This window comes from Micromonospora sp. NPDC023869 (assembly GCF_055559695.1).
The window spans coordinates 160,991-181,503 of record NZ_JBVHKD010000013.1 but is presented as its reverse complement, the minus strand read 5'-3'; the positions used below and the strand labels follow the sequence as shown (position 1 = coordinate 181,503).

The following is a 20,513-nucleotide window of genomic DNA, read 5'->3' as shown; positions in this document are numbered from 1 at the left end:
TAACCGCCGACCCCCGCACCACACCCAAAACCCGATGCCCCCGACGCCGCGCATCCGACAACCGCTCCACCAACAACACCCCCACCCCCTCGGACCAGGCGGTGCCGTCCGCCTCGTCCGCGAACGCCTTGATCCGGCTGTCGGGAGACAGCGCGCCCTGGCGGGAGAATTCGATGAAGGATGCCGGGGTCGCCATCACGGCGACGCCGCCGGCGAGGGCCATCTCGCACTCGCCCCGACGAAGGGACTGCACCGCCAGGTGCAACGCGACCAACGACGACGAACACGCGGTGTCCACCGTCACCGCCGGCCCCTCCAGACCGAGCACGTACGCGATGCGACCACTGGCTACGCTGCCGGCGTTGCCGACGCCCAGGAATCCGTCCACGCCGGCGGGAACGCGGCCGACGCCGCTGGCGTAATCGTGGTACATGAGGCCGGTGAAAACGGCGATGTTACGACCGCGTACGGAGGTGGGGTCGATACCCGCCCGCTCGAACACCTCCCAACACACCTCCAACAACAACCGCTGCTGCGGATCCATCGCCAACGCCTCACGCGGCGAAATCCCAAAGAACCCCGCATCAAAACCCGCAACATCCTCCAAGAACCCACCACGACGCACATAAGACCGCCCCACCGCACCCGGATCAGGATCAAACAAACCCTCGACATCCCAACCCCGATCCACCGGAAAATCAGAAACCACCTCACCCCCACCAACCACCACCTCCCACAACCCCTCCGGCGACACCACCCCACCCGGAAAACGACACGCCATCCCCACAATCGCAATCGGCTCATCCACCACCCCACCACCCGACGACACCTCCACCAACCGCTCCGGCACACCGAGGATCAGCCCCAGCAGGTAGGTCGTGACCGCATCGACGTTCGGGTGGTCGAAGGCGAGCACGGTCGGCAGTCGGAGGCCGGTGCGCGCGGTCAGCCGGCTCCGCAGCCGTACCGCGTCCAGGGAGGTGAACCCGAGATCCTTGAAGGACCGTCGACCGGAGGCGTCCGCCACACCGGTGAGTCCGACGACCTCCTCGGCGACGATGGCCCGCACGTACTCGCGCTGCTGTGCCTCTCCCATCTGGGCCAACCGGTCACGTAACGAGGCGACCAATGCGTCGTCGGGCGTCATGGCCGCCGCCGGCAGGTCGATCAGGGCCCGCAGTGGCGCGGGGACGGGGACGGTACCCAGCGTCGCCGGCCCGAGTCGCATCGCGACCGGTGTGACCGCCCCGGTCGTGCCGGCCGCGTCGAGCATGGCCAGCGCCTCGATCGTGCTGAGCGTGTCAGGACCACCGTCGGCGTCCCACGGACCGAGGCTGAGCGCGAGGCCGGGTAGTCCGTGCGCGGCGCGCTGTTCGGCGAGCGCGCAGGCGAAGGCCGCAGGCCCGGCCTCCGGCCCGCCGAGGACGCCGGTCGTGGAGGTGAGCAGAACGAAGGCGACCAGGTCCAGGTCCCGGGCGACCGCGTCGAGGGTGACGGTGCCGGCGGTGTCCGGTTCGGTGTGGAAGATCGCGCGGACGGGGTGCCGCTGCCGACCGACGAGTCTCCGGACGGCCGCCTGGTCACGTACCTCGCAGGCGCGCAGTTCCACCTCTGCGCCCAGGCCGGTCAGCTCGGCGGCCAGTCCGGCGGCCCGGGGGGCCGTGCCGTGTCGGCTGGTCAGCAACAGACGCCGGGCACCATGCGCGGTCACCAGATGGCGGGCCACCTCCGCGGCGACGGGCGACTCCGCGCCGGTGATCAGTACGGTCGCGGCCGGGTCGACGAACTGGACGGCGGCGGTGTCCAGCGGTGGGGTGACGCGGCAGAGCCTTGGCAGCAGCGTGATCCCGTCCCGGATGGCGAGCTGGGATTCGCCGGTGCCGATCGAGGTGGGCAGGGCGGCTGCGGACACGTCCCCCAGATCGAGGTCCACGATGGTGATCCGGTCGGGGTGGCGGGCCTGCGCCGTGCGGACGGCGCCCCAGACCGCCGCCTGGGACAGGTCGGTGAGTCGGTGGTCGCCGGTGGCGGTCAGCACGGCGCCGCGGGTCGCGACGACGAGGAGGGTGCCGGTCAGGTGTTCGTCGGCAAGCGCCGCGTCCAGCGTCTCGGTGATGGTGGTGGCGGCGGCCCCCGCCTCGTCGGCGAGCGAGCCGGCGGACCGCAAGCCACGGCCGGTGGAGAGCAGCAGCGCCTCCGGGGCAGCAGCCCCGTCGGCGACGGCCCGTCGCAAGGCGTCGAGGTCACGGAACGTCTCGACCGTCACACCACCTGCGGTCAATACCGCGGCGAGCCCGAGCGGGTCCGCTCCGGCGACCGCCCACCCGTCGATCCGGGCCGCCACCGGCGGTACGGACGGCTGCGGTATCCAGTCCAGCCGGAACAGCGACTCGAAGTGTGCGCTGCTGGCGGCGCGCAGCCGGGCGGGCCGGTGCAGCAGGGCATGCCGGGTGATCTTGCCGGAGGCGGTACGCGGAATGCGGTCGATCTCGTACAGCTCCTCGGGCACCTTGAAGTAGGACAACCGGTCCCGGCACTGCGCGATGAGTTCCGCAGGGTCGAAGCCCTCGGGCCCGGGAACCAGGAACGCGACCGGCACTTCGCCCAGCACCTCGTGGGGCTTGCCGGCGACCGCCACGTCGGCGACGCCCGGCATCCGGCGCAGTACCTCCTCGACCTCGCCGGGATGGATGTTCTCGCCGCCCCGGATGATGAGTTCCTTGATCCGGCCGGTGATGGTGAAGTACCCGGCGTCGTCGCGCCGGGCCAGGTCTCCGGTGCGGTACCAGCCGTCGCGCAGCGCCTCGGCGGTCGCCTCGGGCTGGTTGTGGTAGCCGACCATGACGCTGGGGCCCCGGACCCAGACCTCGCCTTCGTCACCAGCCGGCACGTCCACGCCGGTGGTCGGGTCCACGACCCGGACGCCCAGTCCCGGCACGGGCAGGCCGCAGGAGCCCTCAACCCGAGCGCCGGTCGGCCAGTTGATGGTGATCGACCCGCACGTCTCGGTGCTGCCGTAGGCGTCGATCAACGGCGCTCCGAAGGTCTCTTCGAACGACTGACGCAGCGCGGCCGTGGTGACGGCGCCTCCGACCAGACACATCCGCAGACTCGGGGCGCGGAATCCGGTGCGACGGCCGGCCTGCACAAGATGGTGGTAGACGGTCGGCACTCCGGCCAGGAAGGTCGAGTCCTCCTCACCGAGCACCCTCAGCACCTCTTCGGCGGAGTACCCGTCGAGGATGCGCGCGGTGGCGCCGACCGCGGTGACGCCGAGCACGCAGGCGATGTGCGAGAGACTGTGGAACAGCGGCAGCGGCCAGAGCACCCGGTCCTCGGCGGTCAGCCCAGGGATCGGCACATAGCAGGCCGCCACGGACCAGAGGCAGTTCCGCTGGGTGGAGAGCACGCCCTTGGGCCGGCCCGTGGTGCCGGAGGTGTAGAGCATCCAGGCGATGTCGTCGAGCCCGAGGTCGTCGCGGGGCGGCAGGGCCGGGGTGGTGGTGGCCAAAGTGTCGAACGAGACGGCACCGGGAATCGCGCCTTCCGGAGCCGTGACCACCACACGCAGATCCGGGCGGGCCGCTCGGAGCGCCGCCAGCATGCCCACGTGCGCCGGATCGGTGATGATCACCCGTGCCCCGCTGTCCTCGATGAGATAGGCCAGCTCGGTCTCCGTCACCCGGGGGTTGATCGGTACGCCGATCGCGCTGGTGCGGGTGATCGCGAAATAGCTCTCCACCAGTTCCACGCAGTTGCCGAGCAGCATGGCGGCGCGGTCGCCGCGCTGTAGCCGCATCTGGGCGAGGTGACCGGCGATGCGGCCGGTGCGTGCGTGGAGTTCGGCGTAGGACACCGACCGGCGGTCGTCCCGGAACGCGATCTTGTCGCCAAAGGTCTCAGCCTGCGTCCGCAGCAGATCGTGCAGGGGCCGGATCAGTTCGGTGCGGAGCATGCCACCATCCTTGGCTCGACGGGGAACCACCGTGCTGCGCCGAAATCGCCGTACACCGACAGGCACGCGGCACGAGGCTCCCCGTCATTGTTGTGCCACCAGCGGCCGCCCCAACCCCTGCCGTACCCCCTATCTGGTCCCTGAAATCGAGGCACCTCAACAGCGCGATGGAATGCTTCGACCGAACGCCAATACGATGCACCGGGAACGCTTCGGGGCCTGCCGAGCCGCCCCTTTTCTCCGTTCTTCGCTTTCATTCTCGACCGCTCCGGAAAGGATCTGCGGTGACCCGCGACTGGTCCTTGTACTGCCTGCGCCGCGCGACGCCCGGTACGGCCGACCTGGCCGTGCCGGACGTCTCGGACCGACTCCTCGCCTTCGCCGACGCGCTGCGCGCGGCCGACCCACGGGCACGCTGGCTGTTCCAGCGGCTCGACAACGGATCCCGGCCCTACCTCGGGGTCTGGACGGACTGCGACCCGGCCGCGGGGTCGGGGGCGGCGGCTTACGCGGCCCTCGCCGTCGACCCCGCCACTGCGGAGGTGCCCGAGCGCTATCTGCCACCGATCGCCCGCTACCCGGACGGACCTGGTCGGGAACTGGCCGAACGGCTGGCCATGGCCTCCAGCGAACTGATCGCCGAGACACCGGTTCCGGCCGCCCTGCCCGTCGTGGTGCTGCACCTACGTGAACTGGTGGAGTTGCTGCCGGCCGCTGACCGGCCTGGCTTCCTCTTCACCTGCTGGCAGGAGTGGTCGAGCGAACTGGGACCGCGCCGTCGGGTGGAACTGGCGGTGGAATCCGACTACCAGGCGGAGCTGCTCGGCACGGCCATCCTGGATCCGGCGCTCTCCGGCGAGCGTGGCCCGGCCTGGGCCGGCTATCTCGACACGCTGCGGCACGTCGCCGGCGCGGCGCACGCCGATCCGCAGACTCCCCTGGGTTACCTGTTGTTCGACCACGCACACCTGACACACAACCGGCTCGGCGTCACACCGGACCTGGAGGCGATGGCCGCCCGGTTGCTGCGCGCCGTGCTGCGGAACGGCTCGGGCGCGCTCGCGACCGTGCACCACAGCCGGCAACGGCTGCTCGATGCGGGCCGAGGCGGCACCTCATGATCACCGCTCCGCCCCACGCCGTGATCGACGTTCCGCTCGGCGAGCGGGCCTACCAGGTGATCGTCGGGGCCCGCGTACGCGAGTTGCTTCCCGCGCTGTTGGCCGGGCTCGGCGCCGGTCGGGTGGCGATCGTGTCCGCCCGTCCCCCCGAGTGGGATCCGCCCACCGGCCTGCCCACGTTGCGGCTGCCCGCGCAGGACGGAGAGCGGCACAAGACCCTGGCCACGGTGGAGCGGTTGTGTCAGGCCTTCGCCGAGTTCGGCCTGACCCGCCGGGACGCGGTGGTCTCCTGCGGCGGTGGGACCACGACGGACACCGTCGGCCTGGCCGCCGCGCTCTACCACCGTGGTGTGCCGGTGATCCACCTGCCCACGACGCTGCTGGCCCAGGTGGACGCGAGCGTCGGTGGCAAGACCGGGGTCAACCTACCGGCCGGCAAGAACCTGGTCGGCGTCTACTGGCAGCCGCGGGCCGTGCTCTGCGACACCGACTTCCTCGGCACGCTGCCGGAGCGGGAGCGGATCAACGGGTACGGTGAGATCGCGCGGTGCCACTTCATCGGCGGTGGGGACCTGCGCGATCTCCCACTGGTGGACCAGATCGTGGCGAGCGTGACGCTGAAGGCGTCTGTCGTGGCCGCCGACGAGCGCGACGCGGGTCTGCGCCACGTGCTCAACTACGGCCACACGTTGGGCCACGCGCTGGAGCGCGCCACCGGGTACGCGCTGCGCCACGGCGAGGCGGTGGCGATCGGTACGGTCTTCGCCGGCCGGCTGGCCGCGGCGCTGGGCCGTATCGGCGAGGATCGTGCTGCCGAGCACCTCGACGTGGTCCGTGCGTACGGTCTGCCTACCCGCCTTCCCGACGGGGTCGACGCGACCGGTCTGGTCACCCTGATGCGGCGGGACAAGAAGGCCACCGACGGGCTCACGTTCGTCCTGGACGGCCCGTCCGGCGCCGAGTTGGTGACCGACGTGCCGGAGGCCGTGGTCCTCGCCGTCCTCGCCGAGCTCGTCTGACCCGAAGGCGCGCGAAAGGGCCGGCGGTCTGTGGAGGATCCGCAGACCGCCGGCCCTTTCGCTCTCAGACGGCCACCGTGGCCGTCAGGATTGTGATCAGCTCGTCCGGTGAGCCGGCAGCCAGATCGGGGCCGGCAGCGAGCAGGCGTTGGGCGTCGCACTCACCCCACAACGCGGCGATCGAGGTCACCCCGGCCGCCCGGGCGCTGGCCAGATCGGTGACCGCGTCCCCCACCATCACGGCTTCCTCGGCGCGCACGCCCATCAGGTCCAGGGCACGTCGCACGATGTCGGGGGCCGGCTTGGGCCGGGCCACCTCATCGGATCCGATGACATGATCGAAGAGGTCCAGCACGCCCAGGTTGTCCAGCAGCGAACGGGCCCGGGGGCCGCTCTTACCGGTGGCCACGGACATCCGCAGCCCTCGGCGACGCAGATCGGCCAGCATGTCCGGTATGCCGTCGAACATGGTGACCCGCCCGGCGAGCCGGTAGCTCTCCCGGACGAACGGACCCTCCATGGCCAACGGGAGACCCATGATCCGCATGATGTCCGGGAAGTAGCGCCCCAGGTGCTGCTCGTACTCCTCGAACGGGGCCGGGCCGGGCCCGACCACCTCGGCGTAGGCGACGGAGAAGGCCTCTCGCATGACCGCGAAGCTGTCAACCAGTACGCCGTCGAGGTCGAAGACCACCGCGCGGAGCGGATGTTCTCGCGGTGTGGCCGTGGGCATGATGACGGTTGGCACGTGCATGACGTTGTCTCCTTCGATTGACCAGGCCCGGGGGTCGTGTCCCCGGGGAGGCCTCAGCCGCGGCGCGCCGGTGTGGCGGTGCGTCGCGTCCGGGCGGACTCGTAGAGCCGGCTGATCAGGGCGATGGTCCGGTGTGCCTCGGTGACGGAGCGGCCGCGGGTGGCGGGCTCGGCGAGCAGCGCGGGCAGCTCGTCGAGCTGCCGGTCGTACTCCGCGCCGACCGGCTCCGGAGGTACCTCGGCGACGACGACTTCGCCGTCGCGCAGGAGCGTCAGGACGGGGCTCGGTAAGCGGTTGGGACTGAAGCCGAACGTGCAGCGCAGGTGGACGGTACCGGCGCTGCCTTCGACTCGGATGGATGTGACGTCGCAGGGTTCGTGCGAGGCCCAGCTCGCCCGCAGCGACACCGCCGTGCCGGCCGGCGTCACGAGGAAGCTGCGCACCGTGTCCTCCACGTCGATCGGTGCCGCGTCTGCGGACGGCGGTGCGTCCTCGTGGTGCCGCCACGCCGCCGCGGCGTCGGAGGCGTGGACGAAGTCGTCGCTGGTGGTCGCCACGGCCTGCTCGAACTCGACCTCCCCGAGTATCGGGCCGACGATGTCGAGCAGGTGCCACCCGAGGTCCATCAGGGCCCCGCCCCCGGCGAGGCGACGCTGGGTGAACCAACCGCCGCCGTCCGGCACGCCGCGCGCCCGCACCCAGGCCAAGTCGATGTGGCGTATCGGGCCGACGGTCCCGGCCAGTTCGTAGAGGCGTCGCACGTCCGCCCGGCAGCGGGCGGCGCTGCCCGCCACCAGGACGCCCTGACCATTCGACTCGGCCTCGGTCAGCCGGTCCGCCTCGGCCGCGCTGAGGCAGACCGGCTTCTCCACGAAGACCGAGACGTCGCGCCGCAGCAGGCGGGTGGCGACCTCGCTGTGCAGATGGTTGGGGACGGCCACGACGGCGAAGTCCACCCGTTCGCGGTCCAGCTCCTCGACGGTGGCGAGCACCGGGACGCCGGCGCTCGCGGCGGCGGCTGCCGCATCCGGCCGAGGCGCGGGGTCGACGGCCGCGACCAGGTCGAAGGCGGGGTGGCGACGCAGGCGGGGCAGCCAGATCGCGCTGCCCGCCCAGCCGAGTCCGACCACCGCCGCCCGCACCGGGCCGGGCCGGTCGTCCATCACGCTCCGACCAGCACGTCGCGGACGATCTCCGCGATCCGCTCCATCTGCACCTCGTCGGCGAGCAACGTGCGGTGATGCAGCCAGATGGCGTCCCGGGTCAGCTCCTCGGTGACCGGGCAACGCTCGGCCAACTGCGTCTCGGTCAGGTGGGGCGCGCCGGCCTCCCAGAAGCCGTTGGACCGGTAGATCGCGCGGAACGCGGCGAAGGCGGGCAACCCGCGTGCGATCAGCTCGTCCACCAGGCGGTTGCGCCGCTCCTCCGTGCAGCCCGGGATGCGGAACATCGCCATGTAGTGCGGGTTTCGATCGCACCGGTCGTCCCGGCCCTGCGGCACCACGCCGGGGATCTCGGCCAGCAGCCGGGCCAGCACCGGCCAGCGACGTTCCCGGGTGTCGATCTGCTCGCCGAGGCGTGCGAGCTGAGCCCGCAGCACGCTGGCGGTGAACTCGTTCATCCGGAAGTTCGACCCGGAGGTCTGGTGGAAGTAGAGGCGGTCGGTCGGGGGTCGGCCACAGCTGTGCCGGAGGAAGCCGTCCTGGTACGACTCGTCGTCGGGGAAGAGCACGGCACCGCCCTCACCTGCGGTCATCAGCTTGCCGTTCTGGAAGCTGAATGCGGCGATGGAGTCGAGTTCGCCCATTCGCCGGCCGTTCCAGCGCGCGCCGTGGGCGTGCGCCGCGTCCTGGAGGATCGCCACTGACGCGTCGGCCGCGAGCTTGTTCAGGGCGTCCATGTCCGCGACCTGACCGCCCATGTGCACGGGCATGATCACCTTAGTACGGGAGGAGATCGCCTCCGCCGCGGCTGCCACGTCGATGCAGTAGGTCTCCGGGTCGACGTCGACCGGAATCACCGTCGCACCGAGACGTTGGGCGGCCTGCGACGATGAGATGAAGGTGAACGCCGGGACGATGACCTCGGTCCCCGGACCGACACCGAGCACCTCCAGGGCGAGTTCCAGCGCGTGCGTACCGTTGGTGACGGCCAGCGCCCGCGGCGCCCCGTGGTACGCGGCAAACTCCTCCTCGAACGTCCTGACCTCGCTCCCGGTGATGCGCCACCACTGTCCCTGTTCGAGCGCCCGGATCAGCCCCGCCCGTTCCTCGTCGCCGAATTGCGGCCAGGCCGGGAATTCCGGACCGCCGGAAGGTGAACCACTCATGATGGACCGTCCTATTCCGGAGTCGTTCATACGGAGGGCGGCGCCGATTCAATGACGCCGCCGGAATACCGCGACCGTACGTCAGCGCCGACGGCGGGAGCCTCCCCTAATCGCCCCCCTACCGAACCCGAAGCATTCCGGTCGGCAGCAATTCACCGCTACCAGCTGCTATAAAAGCCTCAGTCAACCGAGCGGTCGAGGGGACAGCCATGGAATTGCTGCTGCTGAATGGGCCGAATCTCGGTATCCTCGGCCGACGCGAGCCGGAGATATACGGCACGGACACGCTCGCCGACATCGAGGAGGCCGTGCAGGCCGAGGTCGTCGACAGAGGATGGAAGGTCGTCTCCCGGCAGCACGATTCCGAGGGCGACCTCATCGGCACCATCCAGGGCGCGTACCACACGGTGGGCGCGATCGTGAATCCCGGCGCGTTGATGATCGCCGGCTGGTCGCTGCGGGACGCGCTGGCGAGCTACCCCCGCCCCTGGGTGGAGGTGCACCTGTCGAACGTCTGGGCGCGTGAGTCCTTCCGGCACGAATCCGTCATCGCCCCGCTGGCCAGCGGCGTCGTCGTCGGGCTGGGCGCGCTCGGCTACCGCCTGGCAGCCCGTGCCCTGACCGAACTCGTGGCGTGAGCGGCGAGGGTGTTCCGGATGAGCGCGACGACCGCAGCGGCGTGATCGACGAGAAAGAAATGGCCGCCGGGGAAGGTCCGCAGCTCGCAGGGCCCGGTCGTGTGCCGGGCCCAGGCGGCCGCGTCGGCGGTGCTGGTCACCGGGTCGGCGTCCCCGGTGAGGACGGTGAGCGGACTGCGTAGTCGCCCGCCCGACGCGCACTGGTAGGTCTCCACAGCCCGGTAGTCGCCCCGTACCGCAGGCAGGATCACCGCCAGCATCTCCGGGTCGTCCAGCGCCCGCTCGTCCGTACCGCGCATCCGACGCATCTCCCCGATCAGGCCGGCGTCGTCCAGCAGGTGCACCTGCTCCCCGGCACGGCGCAGCGATGGCGCCCGTCGACCGGAGACGAACAGATGCACAGGTCCGCCGCCCGTTTGCGCCTCCATCCGCAGGCCCAACTCGTACGCGACGAGCGCGCCCATGCTGTGTCCGAAGATCGCCACCGGGCGGTCGTCTGCCGGTGGAAGGGCCGGCAGGATCGCGTCGGCGAGTTCGGAGATGCTGCCCGGCACCGGCTCCCGCCGCCGCTCCTGCCGACCCGGGTACTGGATGCTCAACACCTCCACGTCAGGCGACAGCGCGGTGGCGAGGGGCAGATAGAAGGGGGCGGATCCACCCGCGTGCGGCAGCGCGACGAGCCGAGGCGCATCCGGGGCTGCCGGGCGGAAGCGGCGTACCCACAGATTGTCCATCATGTCTCCCTGCGGCTCCCGAACACGGCGTCGAAGGCCGACGATATGAGCCGCACGGGAGCCCGACCACCCCTGCCAGCCCCCTCAATCGGCCCGCACCCGGCCGCCTGTCTGCGTCGGTCGGCCTCGACGTCGACCGACAAGGGCCTGCTTCATGTGTCGCCCGACGGCCGGACACGGTCACCGCACGGTGGGAACGGATCCGATCGTGACCACACCGCCCAAGACATCCTAGGAAGTCATCCTGATCGCAGTAGACGCCGAGCGCCCGACACGTACCTTGGCCCCTCGCCGATGTCTGCTGCGGCACAGAACCGGTGCCGCAGCTTCGAGCGTCCCGGTGTGTCGACGCGTGGCAGGGTTCGGTCAGGCCGCGCCTGCCAGGAGCAGGGCCAGCACCTGCCCGAGCAGGTTGTTGGTGACGTGTACCGCGACGGCGGGCCAGATGGAGCCGCTGCGGCGGAACACCTCGGCGGCGACCAGGCCGACGACCAGTGCGGTCACGAAGACGAGGTTCAGGCCGTGCATCAGCGCGAAGATCAATGAGCTGCCGACGACGCCGACAACCGCGCCGTAGCGCAGCAGTGCCGTGGTGACGATCCCGCGGAACAGGAACTCCTCGCCGATGGGCGTCAGAACCGCCAGAAACAGCAACGACAGGATCAGCGTGAGGATCCCGTCGCCGGCCGCGTCGAGATACGGCTGCTGGACATTCTCGGACGGACTGGTGAGGTAGTAGACCGCGGCGGCGATGATCCGGGAGACGACCAGGGCGACCAGGCCACCCGCTACCCCGATCAGGAGCCAGCGGCCGGTCGTCGGACGGACACCGAGGTCGTTCCAGTTCGTGGAGCGGATGCGCGCGGCGGCGGCGAATGCGATGAGACCGGCGACACCCGAGAGGGCGGCCAGAATGAGGCCGGACGTGACCGGGCTGAGCCCGTCGGCGGCTCCGGTCCGGTCGAGGGTGATGGGGAGGCCGTAGCCGACCAGCGCCATCACGGCCAGCCCGACGAGGATCTCCGGCCATCCCGGCCTCTTCGTCTTCACCGACGTGTCAACGGCCATCGCGATCGCCTCCACTGTGCACCCCGAGCTGAGCCGAGACAGATAGTTGCCCTTCTTGTCCTATCCCAAACCGAAACGATTCGGACCTTGCCCAGCGGGCTGTCCACCAGTGTGCTGCGGGCAGGGCCGCCTGGCGGCCATGGTGGACAGTAGGCTTCGATTCAGGGCGATCGGTCGTGAACTTCGGCCCACTCGCGGGCGTAGTAGGCAGCGGATTCCATGACGAGGAGGGTCGCTGTGCAGGTGACGTCTGGCGCCGACGCCATCCGTCGGATCGGCGACCTCGCCGTTTCCCTGTCCAGGCGTCTCGTTGCCCGCTACCGCCGGCTCGACGTGCGGCTGCGTCGGGCGGTCGCGATCACCGGAGTGCTCGCCATGCTCGGGGTCTCCGCCGTGGCGTCCAGCATCGGCACCGCGACCGCCGAACCGGCCGTCCTGGTCGGCAAGGACGTACCAGCCGACCAGGCGACGGCGATCGTCGCGGCGGCACTGTCGTGTCCCGCGCTCACCCCGGCGCGTCTCGCCGGCCAGGTGATGGCCGCGTCGGGTTTCGAGGTCAACCAGCGCTCCGCCGCCGGAGGGGCCGGCGTGGCCGCCCTCACCGAGGCGACGTGGCAGCGGTGGGCGCCGTGGCCGCAGGCGCCCCGGCTGGACGCCGCCGCGAACATCCTGGCGCTCGCCCGGCACATGTGTGACCTGGTCGGCCAGGTGCGGCACGCCGGTGTCAGCGGTGACCCGTGGCGGTTGGCGCTGGCCGCGTACCACTCCGGCGCCGACGCGGTCCGCGCGGCCGGCGGGGTACCGACGTCCGCCGAGGACTATGTCGCGACGGTCGCCGCCTACGCCGAGGGCTACGCCGGGCGGTCGGACCTGGCGGTGACCGTCGAGCCGACTCCGCCGCCGCGTCCGGTCGAGGCCGCCCCGACGCCGGGCACCACGCCCCGGCCGGTCCCCGGCGCCTACCTCGACCTGGTGCTCGCCGCCGGGAAGGTGTGCGCGACGGTGACCCCGGCCCGGGTGGCGGCGCAGCTGATGGCGTCGTCCGGCTTCAATCCCAACCTGCTCGGCCCCAACGGCGGACAGGGCATCGCGCAGTTCCTGCCGGCCATCTGGGCCCGGTACGCCGCACCGTCGGCCTCGCCGTGGGATCCGACCGTGGCGATTCCGACCCTGGGGCGGGCGATGTGCAGCCTCTCCGGTGAACTGGCCGGGCTCGGGACCGACCCGTATCCGATCGCCCTGGCCGCCTACCAGTGGGGCACGACCGTGGTGCAGCAGGCCGGTGGGGTACCGGACGCGGCCGGGCTGCGCGATTTCACCGGCATGGTGCTGGCGTACGCCGAGCACTATGCCCGGGACCCACGGCTCGGTGCGCCCCCGGCCGCGCCGACCACCGGCCCGAGGTCGGGTAGCCCGTCGGCACCGCCGCTCGCCGACGCTCCCCCACCGGCACCGCCGGCCCCACCGACTCCGGCTCTGCCGACCCCGGGCCGGGCGACGCCGGCGCGCACGACGCCACCTCCGGCGACGACCGCACCACCCAGCTACCCCGGACGACCGATGATCGGCTGGGAGGACCGGTGCATCGAGGTGCCCGGGGCAAGGTCGGTGGATGGTGCCCAGTTGCAGATGGCGCGCTGTGTCGCCGGGAACGTCGGCCAGAAGTGGTCGTTCAGCAAGGGCACGATGATGGCGCTCGGCAAGTGCATGGACCTGGCGTGGGCGGGAACGACCGACGGTACGGCCATTCAGCTCGCCGACTGCAACGGTGGCTGGGCCCAACAGTTCCGGCTGACCAGTGCGGGCGACATCGTCAACCCGCACACCGACAAGTGCGTCGACATCCGGGACTGGGGCACCCGCCTGCAGTTGTGGACCTGCTCGGGTACGGCCAATCAGAAGTGGCGTCGGGGCTGAGGCTCAGCCGGTCGGCGTGGGGGTGACGGGGTCCAGGCGGGCCGAGACGACCGGGCCGCCGTCCGTGCGGGCGACGGTGAAGAAGGTCAGCTCGGCGAGGGTGGCGTCGAGTTCACCGTTGACCTCCTGCGCGCCGGGCCGGCCGTCCCACTCGACCACCTCGTGGGTCTGTCCGTCGCGGGTGACCCCGAAGAGTCGGTAGCGGATGCCGCTCTCCAGGCCGACGACGCTGGCGACGATCGTCGACCGGCCCTCGGTCTCGGCGATGGAGACCGACAGGCGTGCCGAGCCGCCGCCCACGCCTTCGGCGGTCGCGACGCCGACCGGCGTGACCACCGTCGGCTCACCGGTGAGCCGGGGCAGACCGACGGCCAGGCCGCCGACGAGGACGACGGTCGCGGCCAGTGCGCCGGCAGCAAGCCGAAGCCGGCGGGAGAACCGACGCCGGGGGTCTCCCGGTCGGACGCCCTGAGGTCCGGTCGGAGCCGTCCGCCTCGGCGTGCCGGCGGAGGTCGGTCGGGTGCCGGGCTGGTCCTCGACCTCGCCGGACCCGGCTGTCGGTGCCACGGCGGATCCGGCCGCGTGGGTGGTGTGCGCGGGCGCGGCCACGGAGCCGGGCTCGGCGTGCGGGTCGAGGTCGGACGGCTCGTCGTCGAGCTGTGCCAGGGCCAGTGCGAGGGGCCCTACCCGGTCGCACTCGTCGAGGCACTCCCCGCAGCCGGCGAGGTGCACCTCGAAAGCGGCCTCGGCCGCCGGGTCCAGCGCGCCGGCCAGGTAGAGGGCGCAGGTCTGCCGCGCTGCGTCGTGGTCGCTGTCGAGGTCAGTCATCACGCGGGTCCGGGTCCATGCTGTGCAGCGGCGGATGGCACATGTCATACCCCGTCCGTCGGCCCGACGATGGCGCGCAGTGCCCGCAGCCCGTAGTGGGCGCGGGACTTGACCGTACCCTCGGGGATGTCGAGCCGGGCGGCGATCTCGGCGGTGGACCGTCCGTGGAAGTACAGGTCGATCAACACCGTACGCTGCTCCGGCTTAAGCCTCGGCAGGGCGTCGTGAACGGTGTGCACGGCGACGATCTCCTCGACGTGATCGGTCGTGGTCGGCATCCGGGAGACGTCGACGGCACCGACCTCGGTCGGGCGGGCCTGTCGGGCCCGCGCCGCGTCGATCGCGATCCGCCGGGCCACGGTGAACAGCCAGCGGCGCTGGGTCTCCGGGTCCGACGACAGGTGGTCGATGTTGCGCCAGGCCCGGACCATCGTCTCCTGCAACAGGTCCTCGGCGATGTGTCGGGCCCCGAGCGAGAGCCTGAGCAGGAAGCGGAACAGCGGTTCGGAGTGGGTCTCGTAGATCAGGCTCATCCGGGATTCGGCACCGGGTGTCGGTGTCTCGTCCGGTGTGGCGCAGGCGTCTGCACCGGCCCCGCTCGACACCGTCGCCACCGACCCGCCTTTCCTGTCCGGCCACCGTCGGTGCCGGGGCAGGGCCCACTTCTCGGCCCTGCCCGGCTTCGTGTACCGACGGTGCGGGCGAAAGCATACGGGCGTCACTTCACGATCCGGTACCGAATCGCGCATGGTCGCCGATGTCACATGTGGACAGTCGTTCGGGCCCGGACGTCGTCGACCCGCAGCGTCCGCAGGTCGTCGACGCTGGGGGCGGTGACCGAGCGGAGCCGGCGCGCCTGCCGGGTGACCACCTCGTCGAGCAGTTGCCGGGCGTACCGGCCGTTGCCGAACGTACGGCCGGTCTCCACCTGCTCGAAGTGGCCGCGCAGGGCCGTCAACGTGTCTCCCGGGCACTCGTACCCGCTGGCCCGGGCCAGTCCCTCGAAGATCGCGACGAGTTCGTCCGGCGAGTAGTCGTCGAAGTGGATCCGGCGGGTGAACCGGGACTGCAGGCCGGCGTTGGCGGCCAGGAAGGCGGCCATCTCCGTCTCGTAGCCGGCGGCGATCACCACCACCTCGTCACGGTGGTCCTCCATGAGCTTGACCAGGGTGTCGATCGCCTCCCGTCCGAAGTCGTTACGGGCGTCCGGCGGCGCGAGGGTGTACGCCTCGTCGATGAACAGGACGCCACCGCGAGCCCGTTCGAACGCCTCTTTGGTCCGGTGCGCGGTGTGGCCGACGTACTCACCGACCAGGTCGGCGCGGGCGACCTCGACCAGTTGCCCGGCCGTCAGCACACCGAGCGCGTGGAGCAGCCGGCCGTAGAGGCGGGCGACGGTGGTCTTGCCGGTGCCGGGCGGGCCGGAGAAGACCAGGTGCCGCGAGACCGACGGGGCGGGCAGTCCGGCCCGGACCCGCTGGCGGATGTTGGCCAGCAGGTCGATCAGCTCGGCCACCTCACGCTTCACCCCGGCAAGTCCGATCATGTTGCCGAGTTCGCCGAGCAGCATGTCCAGTTCGGAGAGTCGGGGCGTACCCGGGCTGCCTTCGGCTTCGGGCGCGACACCGAGGTCCTGGGGCAGCAGTTGCGCCAGTTCCACTCCGGAGGCGGCACCGGCCTCGGAGAGCCGGTAGGCCTGCCGGCCGATCATGTCCTCGAACACCTTGCGGGCGACCCGGGCGTTGCCGAACGACTCGCCGCGCGGCATCGCCCGGAACCATCCGGCCAGCGCCAGGCGGGTGTCGTACTCCAGCGAGTAGTGGTGGGTGCTGCACAGCCGCTCGACGATGGTGACCAGCTCGTCGTCGGTGTAGCTGTCGAACTCGACCGTGCGGGAGAAGCGGGACGCCAGCCCCGGGTTCGAGTCGAGGAAGGCCCGCATCTGCGGGGAGTATCCGGCGACGATCACCACCACCTCGTCGCGGTGGTCCTCCATGAGCTTGACCAGGGTGTCGATCGCCTCCCGTCCGAAGTCGTGACCGCCGCCGCCGTCGACCGGCGCCAGCGTGTACGCCTCGTCGAGGAACAGCACGCCGCCGATCGCTTCGGTGAACCGTTGCGTGGTCTTCACCGCCGTGCCGCCGACGTGCTCGGCGACCAGGTCGGCGCGGGACACCTCGACCAGTTGTCCGCCGGGCAGTACCTGGAGTGCGGCCAGGATCTGGCCGTAGAGGCGGGCCACGGTGGTCTTGCCGGTTCCGGGGGCGCCGGCGAAGACCATGTGCCGGGACATCGGCGGCATCGGCAGGCCGGCGGCGCTGCGCCGTCGCGCCACCCGGTGCAGTCCGACCATCGTCGCCACCTCGCGTTTGACCCCGGCGAGTCCGACCAGGGCGTCGAGTTCCGCCAGCAGCGGGGTGGCCGGGTCGTCGCCCGGCCGGTCCGGTCCCTCCGCTGCGACGGGCGGTGCCGGGCTGCCGGTCGGCACCGGTGCCGGGCGGGCCGCCGGTGCCGGGGCGTCGTCCGACCGGCCACCGTCCGCCGGTACGGATCCCGTCGCGGGTACGGTCCGGCGTACCTGCTGGCCGGCGTTGCCACGGACGGTCGTGCCGTCCATCGGCACCGGCTTCAGGGTCTCCACCACCACGCCGTCGCCGGTGTTGTCGAAGACCTCGCACCGGTCGAGTCGTCCCCCGGACCGGCTGGCGAACCGTATGCCGTGGCCGACGCAGCCGTGCACCCGGGTCTGCACGAGACGCAGCCGTGCGCCGGCACCGACGTCGGCACCCGATCCGCCGGTCTGCGCGACGTCGCAGGAGGTGGCGGTGACCGATCCGTCGTCGGCGACGAGCAGCCCGACGCCGCCGCCACGGATCCGGCAGTCGGTCAGGGTCAGCGCGCTGTCGGCGGCCACCCGGACCGCGGCCGTGCCGCCGGTGACCGTGCCGCCCTGAACGGTGCCACGGCCGCCGTCGACGGACTCGATGCCGTAGTCGGTGCAGTCGCGGACGGTGGCGTCGGTCAGCACCGGGTCCGCACCGGCGCGCACCAGGAATCCGGTCCGGCCACCGTCGACGGTCACTGCGGTGAACGTGCCGCCGACCGCACCGTCGAGCAGCACCGCGATCCCGGTGCCGCCGTCGATCCGGCCACCCTCGACCCGGGGTGTGGCCTGCCCGGTGGCGGCGAACGCGGCGGCCCCGGTCGCGCTGATCTGGCAGTCGACAAGTGTGCCGGTGGTGGTGCCCAGCACGATCACGCCGTGGCCGGTGGTGCCGGTGACGGTGCACCGACGGGCGGTCGGATCGGCGTCCCCGGAGACGACGATGCCGTGGCCGCCGAGGTCGCGGAACTCGCAGTCGTGGAGTACCGGTCGACCGCCGGTGGTGATCAGCCCGGAGCCGGGGCTGTCGTGCACGACGCTGCGTTCGACGCGTACCGTCCCGTCGTGCTCGACCGCGACGGCCGGGCCGTCGACCGCGCTGATGTCGCAGCCGTCGACCAGGCCCCGACCGGCGCGGGTGGACAGCACCCCGGCGCCCCGCACGTCGGTGACCGTGCAGCGGCGGAAGACCGGGTCGGCACCGCCTGCGATCACGACGGCCGCCGCCGCCACGTTGCGCACGGTGGTGTCGGTGACCGTACCGGCCGCACCGCCGTCGATCAGGAAGCCGGCGCCGCCCGGGTTGCTGACCAGGCAGTCGCTCAGTTCGAGGCGACCGGCGGCGGCGTGCACCCCGACCACCGCGTCGGCGTGCACCTCGCACTGGGTCATGCGCAGGGTGCCGGTGGCGACCTGGACCGCCGGGAACGCCTCGTCGCCGCCGGTGAGGACCAGCCCGCGCAGGGCCACGGTGCCACCGGACTGGAAGACCGCCGGGCCGCCCACGCCGTGTACGGTGACCGACCCCCGGCCGTCCTCGGCGACCAGGGTCACGTCGCCGGTGAGCCGTAACCGTTCCTGATAGATGCCGGGCTGCACGACGACGGTGACACCCGGACGGGCCAGGGCGAGTGCGTCGGAGATGGTCGGCAGGCAGTCCGGATCGGTCTGGGAGACCGACAGCACACCCTGGCTCACGGTCGGGTACCTCCACGTTCGGGGTCGGATGCCGGGCCGGTGGCCTCGGAAGGCTCGGGGACGAGACGCCGGCCGTCGTCGTGCAGGCCGGGGGCGAACCGCAGCAGCCGGCTGGTCCCGTGGGGGTCGGTGGCGTCGGACGGTGCCGGGACGTGCTGTTCCTGCGCCTGACGTAGTCGGTCGCGCATCCGGCCGACCGTGCGGGCTGGTTGCGGCCCGGCGCCGGCCAGGTCGCCGAGCAGTACCCGGGGCGGCCGGCCGGGGGTGTCGGCCGGGTCGACCGCGAGGACGACGAAGCGGCTGCCGGGCGGGAAGAGGGCACCCGATCCGAACCGGTCGACGCGGCGGGCGGTGGCCGACCAGATCGCGAACTCCACGGTCGCCGCCGAGGTCGGCCGCCGGACCAGGTCCACGTCGACGAAGGCGGGCTCCACCAGTTCGTCGCCGGGCTGGTAGCCGTCGAGTATCGGGCTCGGGACCTCCCCGTGCGCGTGTACCGGTCCCAGGACGGTGGGCAGCCGGCGCAGTCCGTGCCGGGCCCCACGGGCGAGCAGCAACAGCTCCGGGACGCCGTCCGGGCCGCCGCGCAGGGCGTCGTTGATCCGGTCGCGCTCGGATCCGCCATACGCGCAGAGTGCCACCAGGGCGGCGACCACGTCGGCGGCGGCGCCGGCGGCCCGGAGTCCCGGCTCCTCGGCCAGCACCCGGGTCACCATCCGGGCGTACCCGTCGTAGCGGCCGTCGAGCACCTGTCGGAGTCGGGTCCGGTCGTTCGGGCCCCACCTGTCGTCGAGCCGGCGCGCGACGGCGCGGGACGGGGCCGGTCCGGGCGGCGCCTCGGGGTGTGTGTGGTCCGGGCCGGTGGGCCCGGGCCGCGGCGTGGGCGACCCGGACTCCCCTGGCACCACGGGCGGCGCGCCAGCGGTCGGTCCGCCGGACGTCACCACCGGTGGGACCGGCGGCGGACCGGGGACAGGTGCCGGGCCGGTCGGGCTCGGCCTCGGGCTCGGGCTCGCGGGGACCGTGACCGGGATGTCGGTGGCGAGTCGGGCGGGGTCGACCGCCGTCGGCACCCGCCACCGGTCGCCGCCGCCCAGTTCGATGATCGTGGCAGGGTCGAGGGCCACCGGCATCGGTTCGTCGCTCGCCGCAGGACCGTCCGGATCCGGGTCGGCGGAGAGCGTCGCGCCGATCTCCTGTGGACGTGGTGTGGTGGGACCGTTGCGGGGCGGCCAGCGGTGGAACGTCGTCGTGGTCGTCAGTGTTCCGTCGTCGGCCGCGGTGACCGTGCCGGTGCAGACCAGGATCGGTTCTCCGAGGGCGGTGGCCAGCCCGCCGAAGATCAGTCCGGCGGCGGCCGGCCCGGTCGGTGTCGTGCCGGTGACGACCAGCACGACCGGACGGGGGTCGTCGTCCCGAACGGTCATGAGCAGGGTGGCCAGGGTCGCCGCTGGCACCGGTCGACCGGCGATCCGGAACCCGGTCGCGCCGACCTCGATCTGCACCACGAATCCCGCCGCTGCGCTCCCGGTGGCGGGTGACCCGGCGACGGGTGAGCCGGTGTCCAGCAACGACCAACCGGTGGCGGTGCGTACGCCCGGCGGCACGGCACGGGTGGGCGGTGCCGGGGCGGGCCAGTCCTGGCCTGTTCCGGCCGGGCGGCCGGGTGGGTAGACCCGCCACTCGTACGGGCCGGTCCACCCGGTCTGGTTCCCGGGCAGCGGGTCCCGTGGGATCGTCACCGCCTGGCCGATCCGCTCCGCCAGCCCACGTGCGGCCCGGTCGACGACGGAACGGTCGGCGTACTCGCCGAGCGGCAGCAGCCGGATCCCGTCGGCGCTGCCGCCCAACTCCGCCCCGAGCACCCGGGACAGCACCACGAAGAACTGCGGCAGGGCGGTGACCTGTGGCGTACTGACCACCGTGATCTGGTCGGCCTCGGCGGGCAGCGAGCCGACGAGGCGTACCACGGGATCGGGGTCCTCGGCTGCGGTGCGCAGCAGCAGCGCGTCGCCGACCGACTCGGTCAGCACCCCTCCCACCGCCACCGTCGTCGAGGCCATCCGTGG

14 protein-coding genes are annotated in these 20,513 nt (G+C 72.1%); 4 read left to right on the top strand and 10 right to left on the bottom strand.

Translation table 11 applies throughout. From position 1 onward, the window contains the following. Positions 1-3,955: beta-ketoacyl synthase N-terminal-like domain-containing protein (locus tag ACZ31C_RS28020; RefSeq protein WP_465797823.1), on the bottom strand; the 3,955-nt coding region annotated here is incomplete at its 3' end. Positions 3,956-4,239: 284 nt separating this feature from the next. Between ACZ31C_RS28020 and ACZ31C_RS28015 the strand changes: the two genes are divergently transcribed. Together ACZ31C_RS28015 and ACZ31C_RS28010 are read left to right on the top strand one after the other, a co-directional pair. Next, complete coding sequence (locus tag ACZ31C_RS28015) at positions 4,240-5,076, top strand: lantibiotic dehydratase C-terminal domain-containing protein (RefSeq protein ID WP_465797822.1); 837 nt, start codon at positions 4,240-4,242, stop codon at positions 5,074-5,076. Then, complete coding sequence (locus ACZ31C_RS28010) at positions 5,073-6,095, top strand: 3-dehydroquinate synthase family protein (protein ID WP_465797821.1); 1,023 nt, start codon at positions 5,073-5,075, stop codon at positions 6,093-6,095. The genes ACZ31C_RS28015 and ACZ31C_RS28010 overlap by 4 nt, the downstream gene beginning before the upstream one ends. A gap of 64 nt (positions 6,096-6,159) precedes the next feature. On the opposite strand, the gene ACZ31C_RS28005 is transcribed toward ACZ31C_RS28010, so the two are convergent. Genes ACZ31C_RS28005 through ACZ31C_RS27995 form a run of 3 tightly spaced genes read right to left on the bottom strand, consistent with a single transcriptional unit; the run spans position 6,160 to position 9,178 of the window. Next, positions 6,160-6,849, bottom strand: a complete 690-nt coding sequence (locus tag ACZ31C_RS28005) for an HAD-IA family hydrolase (protein ID WP_465797820.1) — start codon at positions 6,847-6,849, stop codon at positions 6,160-6,162. A gap of 53 nt (positions 6,850-6,902) precedes the next feature. Continuing rightward, entirely contained in the window at positions 6,903-8,012 is a 1,110-nt protein-coding gene (locus ACZ31C_RS28000) for a Gfo/Idh/MocA family protein (protein ID WP_465797819.1), read from the bottom strand. Continuing rightward, on the bottom strand, positions 8,012-9,178 hold the full coding sequence (locus ACZ31C_RS27995; protein ID WP_465797818.1) for a DegT/DnrJ/EryC1/StrS family aminotransferase: 1,167 nt from the start codon (positions 9,176-9,178) through the stop codon (positions 8,012-8,014). Before ACZ31C_RS27995 ends, ACZ31C_RS28000 begins: the two co-directional genes overlap by 1 nt. A 209-nt stretch (positions 9,179-9,387) precedes the next feature. Between ACZ31C_RS27995 and ACZ31C_RS27990 the strand changes: the two genes are divergently transcribed. Next, complete coding sequence (locus tag ACZ31C_RS27990) at positions 9,388-9,816, top strand: type II 3-dehydroquinate dehydratase (RefSeq protein WP_465797817.1); 429 nt, start codon at positions 9,388-9,390, stop codon at positions 9,814-9,816. On the opposite strand, the gene ACZ31C_RS27985 is transcribed toward ACZ31C_RS27990, so the two are convergent. Both ACZ31C_RS27985 and ACZ31C_RS27980 read right to left on the bottom strand, forming a co-directional pair. After that, complete coding sequence (locus tag ACZ31C_RS27985; protein ID WP_465797816.1) at positions 9,774-10,550, bottom strand: thioesterase II family protein; 777 nt, start codon at positions 10,548-10,550, stop codon at positions 9,774-9,776. The two genes, ACZ31C_RS27990 and ACZ31C_RS27985, sit on opposite strands and share 43 nt — an antisense overlap. A gap of 366 nt (positions 10,551-10,916) precedes the next feature. Beyond that, positions 10,917-11,618 carry a lysostaphin resistance A-like protein gene (locus ACZ31C_RS27980; protein ID WP_465797815.1) on the bottom strand — a complete coding sequence of 234 codons (702 nt, stop codon included), beginning with the start codon at positions 11,616-11,618 and terminating at the stop codon, positions 10,917-10,919. A 237-nt stretch (positions 11,619-11,855) separates the two neighbouring features. Here ACZ31C_RS27980 and ACZ31C_RS27975 point away from each other — a divergent pair, with 237 nt between their 5' ends. Further along, the gene (locus tag ACZ31C_RS27975) at positions 11,856-13,535 is read left to right on the top strand and encodes a ricin-type beta-trefoil lectin domain protein (protein WP_465797814.1); all 1,680 of its coding nucleotides are present in this window, start codon (positions 11,856-11,858) and stop codon (positions 13,533-13,535) included. Positions 13,536-13,538: 3 nt separating this feature from the next. Here ACZ31C_RS27975 and ACZ31C_RS27970 read toward each other — a convergent pair whose 3' ends face one another. The 4 genes from ACZ31C_RS27970 to ACZ31C_RS27955 all read right to left on the bottom strand — a co-directional run bounded on the left by ACZ31C_RS27970 (position 13,539) and on the right by ACZ31C_RS27955 (position 20,507). Next, positions 13,539-14,363, bottom strand: coding sequence for a zf-HC2 domain-containing protein (locus ACZ31C_RS27970; protein ID WP_465797813.1), 825 nt, complete (start codon positions 14,361-14,363; stop codon positions 13,539-13,541). A 44-nt stretch (positions 14,364-14,407) separates the two neighbouring features. Continuing rightward, entirely contained in the window at positions 14,408-14,977 is a 570-nt protein-coding gene (locus ACZ31C_RS27965; RefSeq protein ID WP_396750189.1) for a sigma-70 family RNA polymerase sigma factor, read from the bottom strand. Between the two features lie 146 nt (positions 14,978-15,123). Next, positions 15,124-18,444, bottom strand: coding sequence for a right-handed parallel beta-helix repeat-containing protein (locus ACZ31C_RS27960; protein WP_465797812.1), 3,321 nt, complete (start codon positions 18,442-18,444; stop codon positions 15,124-15,126). Beyond that, the gene (locus ACZ31C_RS27955) at positions 18,441-20,507 is read right to left on the bottom strand and encodes a hypothetical protein (protein WP_465797811.1); all 2,067 of its coding nucleotides are present in this window, start codon (positions 20,505-20,507) and stop codon (positions 18,441-18,443) included. The genes ACZ31C_RS27960 and ACZ31C_RS27955 overlap by 4 nt, the downstream gene beginning before the upstream one ends. Between the last annotated feature and the right edge of the window lie 6 nt (positions 20,508-20,513).